At 38.5% G+C, this 12,739-nt stretch carries 11 protein-coding genes; all 11 read right to left on the reverse strand.

The genetic code is table 11. The features are described 5' to 3' along the window. Positions 1 to 49: 49 nt before the first annotated feature. On the reverse strand, positions 50 to 2,008 hold the full coding sequence (gene pknB / locus J0J36_RS08185; protein WP_019292453.1) for a Stk1 family PASTA domain-containing Ser/Thr kinase: 1,959 nt from the start codon (positions 2,006 to 2,008) through the stop codon (positions 50 to 52). Continuing rightward, a complete protein-coding gene (locus J0J36_RS08190; protein WP_017370557.1) occupies positions 2,008 to 2,781 on the reverse strand; it encodes a Stp1/IreP family PP2C-type Ser/Thr phosphatase in 774 nt (257 codons plus the stop codon). The genes pknB and J0J36_RS08190 overlap by 1 nt, the downstream gene beginning before the upstream one ends. 20 nt (positions 2,782 to 2,801) lie before the next feature. Beyond that, on the reverse strand, positions 2,802 to 4,073 hold the full coding sequence (gene rsmB / locus J0J36_RS08195) for a 16S rRNA (cytosine(967)-C(5))-methyltransferase RsmB (RefSeq protein WP_017370556.1): 1,272 nt from the start codon (positions 4,071 to 4,073) through the stop codon (positions 2,802 to 2,804). Further along, complete coding sequence (gene fmt, locus J0J36_RS08200; RefSeq protein WP_017370555.1) at positions 4,063 to 5,016, reverse strand: methionyl-tRNA formyltransferase; 954 nt, start codon at positions 5,014 to 5,016, stop codon at positions 4,063 to 4,065. The genes rsmB and fmt overlap by 11 nt, the downstream gene beginning before the upstream one ends. A 309-nt stretch (positions 5,017 to 5,325) precedes the next feature. Continuing rightward, positions 5,326 to 5,805, reverse strand: a complete 480-nt coding sequence (locus tag J0J36_RS08205) for a nucleoside 2-deoxyribosyltransferase (RefSeq protein ID WP_017370554.1) — start codon at positions 5,803 to 5,805, stop codon at positions 5,326 to 5,328. Beyond that, positions 5,789 to 6,343: a TIGR00730 family Rossman fold protein gene (locus tag J0J36_RS08210; protein WP_017370553.1), complete on the reverse strand. Its 555-nt coding sequence runs from the start codon at positions 6,341 to 6,343 to the stop codon at positions 5,789 to 5,791. Before J0J36_RS08210 ends, J0J36_RS08205 begins: the two co-directional genes overlap by 17 nt. Then, positions 6,340 to 6,996: a deoxynucleoside kinase gene (locus tag J0J36_RS08215; protein ID WP_019292455.1), complete on the reverse strand. Its 657-nt coding sequence runs from the start codon at positions 6,994 to 6,996 to the stop codon at positions 6,340 to 6,342. Before J0J36_RS08215 ends, J0J36_RS08210 begins: the two co-directional genes overlap by 4 nt. Before the next feature lie 246 nt (positions 6,997 to 7,242). Continuing rightward, complete coding sequence (locus J0J36_RS08220; protein WP_017370551.1) at positions 7,243 to 9,570, reverse strand: primosomal protein N'; 2,328 nt, start codon at positions 9,568 to 9,570, stop codon at positions 7,243 to 7,245. A gap of 151 nt (positions 9,571 to 9,721) precedes the next feature. Next, positions 9,722 to 10,081, reverse strand: a complete 360-nt coding sequence (gene rpoZ / locus J0J36_RS08225) for a DNA-directed RNA polymerase subunit omega (protein WP_003133436.1) — start codon at positions 10,079 to 10,081, stop codon at positions 9,722 to 9,724. Positions 10,082 to 10,198: 117 nt separating this feature from the next. Beyond that, on the reverse strand, positions 10,199 to 10,828 hold the full coding sequence (gene gmk, locus J0J36_RS08230; RefSeq protein WP_017369120.1) for a guanylate kinase: 630 nt from the start codon (positions 10,826 to 10,828) through the stop codon (positions 10,199 to 10,201). A 152-nt stretch (positions 10,829 to 10,980) separates the two neighbouring features. Beyond that, entirely contained in the window at positions 10,981 to 12,597 is a 1,617-nt protein-coding gene (rny, locus tag J0J36_RS08235) for a ribonuclease Y (protein ID WP_017370550.1), read from the reverse strand. Positions 12,598 to 12,739 lie beyond the last annotated feature (142 nt).

A 12,739-nucleotide genomic window follows, 5' to 3' on the forward strand; every position in this document is an offset into this window, starting at 1 on the left:
TTCTTTTACTATATAAAAAACTTCCAGATATCTGGAAGTTTTTTTTGTGTCAAGACGCTTGTTCCGTTGTACTATTCGTGTCTCCATTGTTTGATGAAGAATCTTTTTCTTGGTTGGAAGAGTCTTTACCTTGTTCTGGTGAAGTCTCTGGTGTTGTTTCTGGAGTCGTCTCTGGTGTTGTTTCCGGAGTTGTTTCAGTTGTAGTTTCTGACGTTTGATTGCCACCAGTATTACTATTGTTAGCTTTAGCCACTGTCAATGTAATTTTTGTATTTGAAGGATTAAATTCTTTTCCTGATTCAGGGCTGGTCTGTGTTACATAATAACCATCGAGGTTAGAACTTGAAACCTTGCTAGCCGTGCTAGCATCAACAAAAGTTATATTGGATGTAGGAACACCAAGACTTTCAAGCTGATTGAGGTAACTGATTGCTGATGTTGAGCTTAATCCACCTGAAGTAAGAGCAAGCGCAGGCATAATTACTGTCTCGCCTTCGGATACATCAAATGTAATTTGATCGTTACCTGTCGGATCGAAAAACTCTCCTTTAGCTGGCGTTTGTTTCACAATAGTGCCAGAATCTTCGGAGCTTGTCACGTAGTTAACCTTAATTTGGCTCTTACTGATATTTTTATTCAAAACAAGCTCGTCAACAACGTCTTCATATTTTTGACCTACATAGTCGTCCATCTTGAAGCCGGTTGCACCTTGTGAGACATAGATATCTACTTTGCTATTTTTTCGGACATTTGATCCAGATTCAGGATTTGTACGTGTTACTTTATCTTTTTCAACCGTCGTACTTAGTTCGGGAATAATATTTCCTACAGCAAGATTTTTCTCTTTCAGTTTACTTTCTGCTTCTGCCTGTGTCATATTTGTCACATCAGGAACAGAAACATTTTGAGGTGTTGTAATCATCCAAGCTGTGATGCCGCCTGCAATAAGTACAAGGGCAAGGATAATCCAAGCAATTAAGCCTTTGCGTGATTTTTTCTTTTTTGGCTCAGAATCTGTTTTTGCCTTATCTTCAGACGCTTTATCTTTAGCTTCATCCTTTTGCTCAGCTTGCGGATGATCAATTAATGGCTTCGTATCATAAGGATTAATTAACTTACTAGGCAAAGCTTTAGTTGCATCTAAATCCTTATCAAAGGTAAGTTTCGGTTCTCCTTTACGATCCAAACTGGTAGCCGTAGCGAGATCTGTCATCATCTCCTCAACATTCGCATAGCGATTGTCGATATCTTTAGCTGTTGCTTTGATTACGACATTTTCTAACGCTTGAGGTACATTTTTGTTGATGTTGATAATGCTGGGTACATTTTCCTGAAAATGTTTCAAGGCAATGGCTACGGCAGAATCACCATCAAACGGGATCTGCCCTGTCAACAACTCAAACAAGATAATACCAATAGCATAAATATCTGACTGAAGCGTTGCATTGGCACCACGCGCTTGTTCTGGCGATAAGTAGTGAACACTACCAAACATCGTGTTCGTTTGTGTTAAACTCGTTTCTGTTAAGGCTTTGGCAATACCGAAGTCCGTCACTTTCACGTTACCACTTTGTGAGAGTAACACATTTTGCGGTTTCAGATCCCGGTGAATAATGCCATGGTTATGTGCACATTCCATAGCCGAAAGTATTTCTGAAGTAATATTCACTGCCTCATCATTTGATAAAGGGGCGTGTTCATTGATGTATTGCTTTAAAGTCATACCATCAACATATTCCATTACGATATATTGTTGATTTTCAGACTCTCCTACATCAGAAATACTAACGATATTGGGGTGAGAAAGTTCTGCCATTGCGAATGCTTCTCTTTGAAAACGAGCAATGGCAATATTGTCATTTTCAAAATTAGAACGCAAAACTTTAATAGCGACTTGCCGATTATCAAGATACGTATCTTCACCTTGATAAACATTAGCCATACCACCACGACCAACTTCTTTAATGATTTTATAGCGATCTGCAAAGATTTTTCCGATTTGAATCATCAGTCAACCTCCACATCTTCATTCACCACTGCAGACTCTTCGTCAATTTTCACCAAGATTACTGTGATATTGTCATGACCACCTGCTTCATTTGCAAGACCTACAAGTATTTCCGTTTTCTCTTCAATACTAGCCTCAGAATAAACAACTTCTAAAATTTCCTCAGCAGAAATCATATTGGTCAAACCATCAGAGTTCATCAACAGATAGTCCCCTGGCTGAACATCAACAGCTTGTAAATCAGCTTGTACTTCGGCTGACTGGCCAAGAGAACGTGTAATGATATTTTTGTTAGGGTGTATTTCAGCTTCCTCTTCAGTAATTTGACCTGCATCAACAAGTTCTTGAACTAAAGAATGATCTGTTGTAATTTTTTGCAATTGTCCATCACGAATGAGATAGGTACGACTGTCACCAACGTGAGCCGAAATGACTTGTCCTTCTTGCATCACTAAAGCTTCAAGAGTTGTTCCCATCCCTTGATATTCATCTAGTTTACCTAAATCTGCAATATTTTCACTTTCATTACGGATTTGATTGCGAAGCCATGTTTCCATTGTCGCAACAGGTGTGCCATCATCAAAAAATGATTCGGACCACAATTTCCCCAAATCCTCTACGGTTAATTTACTAGCGACATTGCCTGCTTTGTGACCACCCATACCATCTGCTAAAAGAAAAAGACGATAACCTGCGCGGTTAACATAAGTGCCTGCAAAGTCTTGGTTGGCAGTACGTTTCATACCAATGTCTGATAAAATACTATATTCCACTTTTGCTCCTTATAAAAGAATTAAAGTTTTCTGAATTTCGCAATAAAGAAACCATCTGTATGGTACATTTCCGGTGTAATGAAAATACAACCGTCTGTGACAATATCTTCTTTTTCGTGCGAAATTTCAACCTGTTCAAATTCTGGATGAGCCTCAAGGAACTTATTGACTACCTCAAAGTTTTCTTCATCAAAAATTGTGCAGGTACTGTAAACCATTATACCATTTTTCTTCAGCTTTTTCGAAGCACTGTCCAATATTCTTAGTTGGATTTCCTGTAAATTAAGAAAATCAGAGCTTTCTTTACGATAGCGAATATCAGGTTTGCGACGAATTAAACCAATACCCGAACACGGTGCATCAACCAAGATGCGGTCAAAGTCCTCATCATCTGCAAAACGTTCTTCTAATTGTGTTGCATCGGCTTTGACTGTCGTAATTTTTTCCCACACGCCTTGACGTTCCGCATTGTCTTCAATGAGCTTTAGCTTGTGATCGTATAAATCACAGGCTGTAACATGTCCTGTATCAAGATATTGAGCGATATGTGTTGTTTTACCTCCTGGGGCAGCACAGGCATCAAGAACCCGCTCGCTTCCCGTTAAATCAAGTTGTGGGGCTACCAACTGACTTGTCTCATCCTGAATGGTCATTTTTCCTTCAATAAATGCTTGGCTATGAGCAAAATTACCATGGTCTGCCACACGGCCAACCGGCGAGAGTTCTGAAGGAACTGTGTCAGGAATAGTAACTTGAGGATCAATTATTCTGAGACTGGCTTTACTTGGTTTTTCTAAGCTCTCTAAAATCATTCCTGTACGTTTCCCACCAAACTGACGTACCATTTTATCCAAAAGAAGTTTCGGCATAGAATATTTGATTTCCCAAGTTTTTGGTTCTTCATTTCGGCGTTCTGACCGCATAAAATTACGTAAAACAGCATTAATAAAGTTTCCTGCTTGCTGTCCATCCTTACGTTTAGCTATCTTAACAGCCTCATCAACCGCAGCTGAAGTTGGCACTTTATCCATAAAAAGGATTTGATATATAGTCATTATCAAAAGCATCTTGGCCCAAGGTTTCGGTTGTTTTTTAAAGAAAGGCTCTAGATACCACTCCAAAAGTTTTTCCTTGGACACTACACCATAGACCAAAGCCGTTACAAAATTACGATCTAAGTCCGAAAGTTGTACCTCACGTAACGTTCTATCTAAGGCGATATTCGCATACGCATCATTCCCAAAAATATCATTAAGCACATCGAGTGCGACTTGTCTTGCATTACTTGCCAAATTGATCACCTATATTTACTTTCTGTCCTAAACCATTGAGGAAACTAACAATATCCATTTTGGGCTTTCCAGCCGGCTGTACTTCTAAAAGTTCTAAGGCACCAGAACCTGTTGCCACTACGAGCGATTTTTTTGTTTTGTCAATGATTTCGCCAGGCTGTCCGTGTTTGTCTGTGTCAATGGGACGACTATTGTAGATTTTGAAACGCCCTTCATTCCATGTGGTATGTGCCACAGGGAAAGGATTCATACCACGAATCTGATTAAAGATTTGACGATTATTTTTTGTCCAGTCTATTTTTTCTTCTTCAGGACTAATGTTTGGCGAAAAAGTAGCTTGCGTTTCATCCTGTGCTTCTGGCTTGATTTCTCCTGCAACATAGAGAGGGAGTGTTTCAAGAAGAAGATCACGACCGACAACAGCTAATTTTTCAAACATTGTACCTACATTATCTTCTTCTAAAATCGGAGTAGAAGCTTTTGCAACCATATCGCCTGCATCCATTTTTCTAACCATCTCCATAATGGTCACGCCTGCTTCTTTTTCGCCATTCATAATTGCATAATGAATAGGTGCTCCGCCACGGTATTTAGGCAATAAAGACGCGTGAACATTTACCGCAAAAGCCATTGCATCAAGCAATTTCCCCGGCAAAAATTGTCCGAAGGCTGCCGTTACAATACCTGCACCTTGAGCGCCAAAGGCTAACAATTCTTCCATTTCAGGTGAACCAGATAATTTCTCTGGTTGTAAAATTTTCAAGTTAGCTTTCAATGCTAACTCTTTTACAGGTGTTTGTCGAAGTTCTTGCTTACGTCCCACCTTACGATCTGGTTGCGTCACCACAGCTAAAATATCATAACGTTGGCTATCAATTAATCCTTGCAAAACCGTTTGAGAAAACTGAGGTGTCCCCATAAATATGATTTTCGTTTTTGTCATAGTATTATTTTAACACGTTGTCTAAACCTTTTTCTTAATATTTCAAGTTCATGATAATTTCCTTGAACAGGTTACTCGTGCTCTTTATCCTCCTCTTTTATTTTTCATAAAAAATTTTTTCTTATCCTATAAAAAATGTGTGCCCTTTATTATAACATTTTCTTACTCCCTATTCCTTTTCATACCCTTAATTATAGGCTTTCAACTCAGCATAACTCTTCTTTACGATAAAAAAGAAAAAAGAGAGAAAATCAATACCTCTCTTTTTGTTATTTGTTCGCCCCGAAATGAATAAAAAATAAATAATAACTATATATATTTGCCGGTATAAGGTATAGTTTGAGCTTCCATAAAATCATATGTTTCTACTTGCTCAGCTTCGGTAAAGAAGGCGGTATTTCGCTCTGTGAGCATAATATTTCCCGGTACATCTTCCTCAAAACGTACTAAGAAAGTCGGTTTGCCTTTCGCAATCGCATAGCCTAATTCCCATGCAGTGCCCGAATCAGTATCCTGGCCATCATAATCCAAGATGGCAACAATCACATCAGCAGCTTCAACTTCTTTAACATCGTTTTCCATCGTAGCTTTTGCCCACACTGGTGTAAATGGCTCAATATCCTCTGCTAATCCTTCTGGACGTTGGCAACGCATCGGACTAAAATAAGACGCTACTGTTTCATTACTTGCAAGTGCTGCTTCTAATTTTTTCACTTTTTGAATTTGACTCTCGCTGAAAAAGGGTGCTGCAAGATATACTTTTACTGCCTGTTCAAATGGCTTGTTCATAATTTAAATCTCCTAATAACTCCATTGCTTGTTCGGTTGTTTCAACAAGATGAACGGCTTCTAAAACTTCTAAAGATAACATTTCTTCTTGGGTTTGTTGTTGAATCATATTAAATAAAGGAAGATAAAAGTCTTTATCAATGAAAATAACTGGGCGAATTGCTGTTTGCCCAATACTCATTTCTGTCAAGAGTTGAAAAACTTCTTCCATTGTCCCAAATCCTCCAGGCAAAATAATAAATGCTTCGCCCAGATCAATCAACTTGCGCTTGCGTTCATCCATATTTTTGGCCAGATAGAGCTCTGTTGCATTTTGGCGAGGTGGTTCTAAAGGCAAAACCCCATCCGGGTAAACAGCAATAACTTGTCCTTTATTCTCTAGCACCGCATCTGATACAGCACCCATACATCCTTCTTGGGAACCTCCATAAACTAAGGTATGTCCACAACGCGTTATCGCTTCACCGAGTTTCTTGCTACGTAATAAATGTGTCGGATTTTTCCCATCACGAGCCGATAAGAAAACAGTCAGATTCATTTGTTGTTCTCCTTCTCAATTTCTGCGAGTTTATCTTTAATTTGTTCAAGGACAAACAATTTTGCTTCTTCATCCTCAACAAAATCATACTTATCGCCGTCAATCTGAATTTTAGGACAAATATCAAAATCCTCAAACCATTTTTCGTAACGCTTGTTTAACTCTTGATAATAGCCATACAATGAACTATCGTATTCCAATTGTTCAAATTCGCGTCCTCTTTTTTGGATACGTTCCAACATTTTTTCAAAAGATACACTTACATGAATCAATAAATCAGGGCGCTTTTTAAAAGTTAGCGTATTGATTTCCTCTAACATATTTTCCAGTAAAGCATCATAAACCTCTACTTCAATCTCTGTTGCTCGTCCCAAATCTGCATTCAGGTGAAAAAGCAAACTGTCCTCATAAATTGAACGATCAAGCACGTTATTGTTATGCGAAAGTGCTCTTTTAATCGAGTCAAATCTCTTATTTAAAAAATAGATTTGCAACAAGAAGGCATATTTTTGTGGATCTTGATAAAAGAGAGGCAAAACCTCATTATCATCTACACTCTCATAGAACGCCTCTGTTCCCAGCTCTTCTGCTAACATCTCTGTAAGTGAACTTTTGCCAGCTCCAATTGTTCCAGCTAATACTAACACTGCCATTTTTTCCTTCCTAACTTTTTGTATTCTTACTCCCAGAATACTATTTGAAAAGGTTCATTGATCTCATGAACACACTTTTTTTGTTCAAAATCGCTCCAACGCACAAACACAACATGTAGTGGTTAAAGGCATTTTTAATTATAACACAACACAACATATAGTGCTAACTTTAAAAATGTAAGCAATGAAAACCTGATAAAATTCAGACAATGTTCCACAAAAAAAACGACAAGTAGCTTGTCATTTTTATACAAAACTTTGGGGTTCACTATCGATAAGAACTCTAACATCTTTATTTTCACGTTTTTGTGTTAAATCAAGGACCTGATTTAAGACTTCTTCCAGTTGCTCCTCAAAACGATACTTCACCAGTATCTGATAATGATAAAGATTATGTGTTCGTGCAATAGGTTTTGGAGTTGGTCCTAATATTTTAGCCTTCTCTGATAAACTGGCCTTAATTATGCTTGCTATCTCATAAGCTTTTTTTGCAACTGTATCCTCATCCTTATGACTAACTAAGATCTGAACCGTAAAATAATAGGGCGGATAAGAAAGTTGTTGCCGGTAATACATCTCTTGACGGTAGAAGGCTTCATAATCTTGATCAGCAACAAGTTTAACCGCATAGTGACCTGGATTAAATGTTTGGATGATAACTTCACCTTTTTTATCCGCACGCCCAGCACGTCCTGCAACTTGCATGAGCAGCTGAAAACTGCGCTCACTTGCTCGAAAATCGGGGAGATTTAAACCAGTGTCCGCATTAATCACACCGACCAGTGTCACATTAGGAAAATCCAGTCCCTTCGCAATCATTTGTGTTCCTAAAAGTACATCTGCCTCATGATGACCAAATTTCTTTAAAATTTTCTCATGGGCATTTTTTGTTTTTGTTGTATCAACATCCATACGTAAAATGCGGATTTCTGGTAGAAGTTTTTCTAATTCTTCTTGAACCTTCTGCGTACCTGAGCCATAATACCGTATTTTTCGACTTTGACAGCTCGGACATGTTTGTGGAATCCCCTCTTGATGACCACAATAATGGCAATTCAAAGTTTTTGTATCCATATGAAGGGTCAAAGAAATATCACAGTTCGGGCATTCAACAACAAAACCACAATCTCTACACATCACAAAAGAACTATAACCCCGACGGTTAAGCATCAAGATTACTTGTTCATTTCGCTCAATTTTTTCGCGAATTTTTTGTAGTAAAATATCTGAGAAATTGGCCGACTTGTCACTAAGGTTATTACGCATATCTACGATTTGAACTTCAGGTAGGAAAGCTTGGTCATTAGCTCGATGTGTGAGTGTCAATAAATGATAAACATTTCGCTGAGCACGTGCTCGGCTTTCGAGACTAGGGGTCGCTGAACCGAGAACTAACCGTGCATGATGATATTGTGCACGTAATAAGGCAATATCTCTGGCATGGTAACGTGGGCTCGAATCTTGCTTGTAGCTTGTTTCATGCTCCTCATCAATAATAATAACCCCAATATTTTCTAAAGGTGCGAAGATAGCGGAACGCGCCCCCACAACAACCTGAGCTCGTCCTTCCTTTATCTTACGCCATTCGTCATATTTTTCACCGTCCGAAAGTCCCGAATGCATAATCGCAACTTTTTCCCCAAAGCGCGCAATAAAACGATTAGACATTTGTGGTGTTAGAGAAATCTCAGGCACCAGCATAATTGCAGTTTGTCCCTTTTCCAAAAAATGTTCAATAACCTGTAAATAAATTTCTGTCTTTCCTGATCCTGTAATTCCTTCCAGTAAAAAGGGCTTTTCTGCAGAAGAAACAATTGCCTCAAAGGCAAGTTGCTGCTCATGATTCAAAACTTTTGCTTTATCAGGAACGACAGCTTCAAAAACAGCCGCTGTTCTTGAAATCTCTTTTTCAGTCACTTCAACAAGTTCATTTTCTATAAAATACTTGATGATAGCCGAAGAAAATGGTAAGTCTTTTTGACGCACACTTGCTTCTTGGTTTAAAAGATAATCTTTCAATTCTGCTCTTTTTTTGGCCGCTTTGCCAATCTCAAAGGTAGCCAATTTAGCATTAGCCTTTAAATACTTTTCTGTTTTCTTATTTTCTTTTGACTTTGCAGAGTAGTTAACGGATAACTTTCCTGACTTGACATCTTTTAATGCTCGGACTTTTTGACTTTCACTAAGCGCGCTCCATTTGGTTTGAATGCCTTCTTGATTAGTCAAAATCTTATCATAGCTTGAATTCAATAAATTAGGCAACATGGCTTTAAGGCAAGAAATTTTGTAAGAAAAGACAGTATGGCGCATTTCATCTGCCAAGCGGAGTTGTTCCTTTGTCAAAACAGGCTCTAAGTCGAGCAGCTCCGCTATTTCTTTGAGTCCCTCTTCTTCCTCATCTACACTTTCAATAATAATTCCTTGAACCAGCCGATTGCCTTTACCAAAGGGAACATGAACGCGCATTCCTGGCTCAATCAACTCTTGCAATTCTGTAGGAATAGCATAGGAGAACGGTTTGTCTATCTGCATCAGAGGAACATCTACAATAATTCGTGCTGTTTTTTTGAACATTTTTCTCCTCTGCTTACTTCTTCTGTATCTAAATATAGTAATTTAATTATAGCAAAAAGAGCTAACCGAATGTCAACTCTGAATTTGGGATAAAGAAAAACTTCCAAAGATTTTCTATATAAAATAAATCTTTGAAAGCTGGTACCATTTCTTATTCAGCTGCAGCTGCAGCTGCTTTAGCTGCACGATTACCTTTTTGTTTTGCTTCTTCTTCGGCTTCTTCTTTCGCGATTTGTTCGCGGATAAGTTTTTCAGCCATTTTTTGTTGAAGACGTTCTAATTCACGTTTTTCTTTCAATGTTTCACGTTTAGCATCTGGCGAAGGGTGAATCGTTACTGTTCCTGCCGCGATTTCTTCCAAGGCTTGTAATGTACGTTTAACAGATTTAAATTCCATTGTAGGACGTTCGCCATCACGCAATTCATGAGCACGTTTGGCTTCCAAAACAACGAGTGAATATTTTGAATCCACGTGTTGGAGTAATTTGTCAATTGAAGGTTCTAACATCATATCAGTTTCCTCTTTTCTTTTCTGTACGCTGTTTCATTGGATCTCAGTCACCAATGGGTTCTTCTTACTTTAAAACAACCTAAGCGTCTTTCAGCTAAAATCTCAAGCCTCTTGTTTTTAATTTTTACCGTCTTCGTCTAACTTCTCAATCATATGTGCATAACGCTCCATTACACGATCGACACGATAATGTTCTGCCTCAATAATCTTGATGACACGTTCTGCAGCAAGTTCAACCTTATCATTGACAACAGCATAGTCGTATTCACTCATCAAGCGAATTTCTTCTTTTGCTTTCATCATCCGGTTATTGATTACTTCTGCACTATCAGTACCACGGCCAACAAGTCGACCACGTAGCTCCTCCAAATCCGGGGGCGTCAAGAAGACAAATACACCATCTGGTACTTTCTCCTTAACTTGCAAGGCTCCTTGCACTTCGATTTCAAGAAATACATCCTTACCTTCATCTAAAGTTTGATTGACATAGGTTAAAGGTGTACCGTAGTAATTGCCGACATATTCAGCATACTCTAACATCTCACCTTTACGTATCATTTCTTCAAACTCTTCACGTGTGCGGAAATAATAATCTTTTCCATCTACTTCACCAGGGCGTTGTGCACGTGTTGTCATTGATACAGAGTAATCAAAGTTATTTTCATTTTCAAAAATTTTCGCACGGACAGTACCTTTTCCTACTCCCGAAGGACCAGAAAAGACAATTAATAAACCACGTTCGGGCATCTTTTTAACCTCACTTATTGTTTACAATCTATTCTAGCAAAGTTGGGCTTATATATCCACTTTGCGTAACACAAAGTAACTTTAATTAATTTAATTGTAACATAACTTTTTTATTCTTCTTCAAAATAAAAAAGTACTGCTGGGAGTACTTTTTATTTTGCATAGTCAATAGCCCGTGTTTCACGAATAACTGTAACTTTAATATTTCCTGGATAATCCATCTCGTCTTCAATACGATTTTTCACATCTCGTGCAAGAATTACGATTTGATCATCTGTAAGCTTTTCTGGCTTAACCATGACACGAACTTCACGTCCTGCCTGTAATGCAAAGGCACTTTCAACACCGTCAAAGCTTGTTGAGATATTTTCCAAATCACGCAGACGTTTAATATAATTTTCAATCGACTCACGACGTGCCCCAGGACGTGCTGCACTTAAAGCATCAGCTGCAGCAACCAAAGTAGCAATATTACTGTTTGGTTCTGTATCTCCATGGTGACTCGCAATAGTATTAATAACGACTGGATTTTCCTTGTACTTACGTGCAAGTTCTGTACCAATCTCGACGTGGCTACCTTCAACTTCATGATCCAGAGCTTTACCGATATCATGTAAGAAGCCGGCACGTTTTGCAAGACTCACATTTTCGCCCATCTCTCCAGCAAGGTTTCCAGCAACATTTGCCACCTCAACTGAATGGTCAAGAACATTTTGACCATAAGAAGTACGGAAATGCAAGCGACCCATGATTTTCATTAAATCTGGATGGAGGTTATGTGCTCCCACTTCAAAGGCAGCTTGTTCGCCATACTCGCGCATCTTGTGATCCAATGCTTTGCGATTTTTCTCAACAAGTTCCTCAATACGTGCAGGGTGAATACGACCATCTTGAACCAGTTGCTCCAAGGTCATTCGTGCAATCTCACGTCTAATCGGATCAAAGCCAGATAATACAACAGCTTCTGGAGTATCATCAATAATTACGTCAATACCCGTCAAGGCTTCAAAGGTGCGGATATTCCGACCTTCACGTCCGATAATCCGTCCCTTCATGCCATCATCTGGTAAAGTAACTACTGATACCGTTTGTTCAGCAACCGAATCACTAGAGACACGTTGGATTGCAAGTGAAACAATGTTTTTCGCACGTTTATCAGCTTCAGCATGTGCTTTTTCTTCACTTGAACGTATCAGCTGTGCCATTTCTTTGGTTAAACCATCACGGGTTTCACTAAGAATGATTTCTTTCGCTTCATCTTTTGTTAAAGCAGCGATACGTTCTAATTCTTCTTGTTTCTTTTCTTCAATTTCTAAAAGTTCTTGCTCACGTTTATTGAGTGTATCAGTTTTTTTAGAGAGCGCTTCCTCTTTAGAGTCTAAGCTACGTTCTTTATTTGTAAGTTTATCATCCTTACGGTCTAGAACTTCTTCACGTTGTTTTAGGCGTTGTTCAGTTTCTTTTAACTCCTTACGATCTTGCTTAAATTCATCTTCGATTTCACGGCGTTGCTTTTGTTCTTCTTCGCGAAGATTAAAGCGCGCTTCTTTCTTGAATGCTTCTGCTTCGTCCCTCAGGATTTCCGCTTCTTTTCTTACAAGAGCAGCATCACGCTGTGCATTTGCCGTTATCTCATTTGCCTTGTTTTCTGCCTGCATAAAAAGACTCTCAGCATCTTGCTTGTTTTTCTTAATATTTTGGGCATAAAAAATAAAGGCAATAACCAATACAATCAACAAGACAAGCAGAACGAGTGATATGACGTTCATTTGTCTCCTTTTATTCATACCTGCCTTATCGCGGTTCAATAAGGCAGATAGCTTGATTATAATTCATATGTGTTTGCAGAGAAACACTACCTATATTTTACCATTTTTTAGGATATATTTCAATTAAGTATTTTACCGCTTT

The organism is Lactococcus sp. LG1074 (assembly GCF_017309525.1).
In the GTDB taxonomy this organism is placed as follows: domain Bacteria; phylum Bacillota; class Bacilli; order Lactobacillales; family Streptococcaceae; genus Lactococcus; species Lactococcus petauri.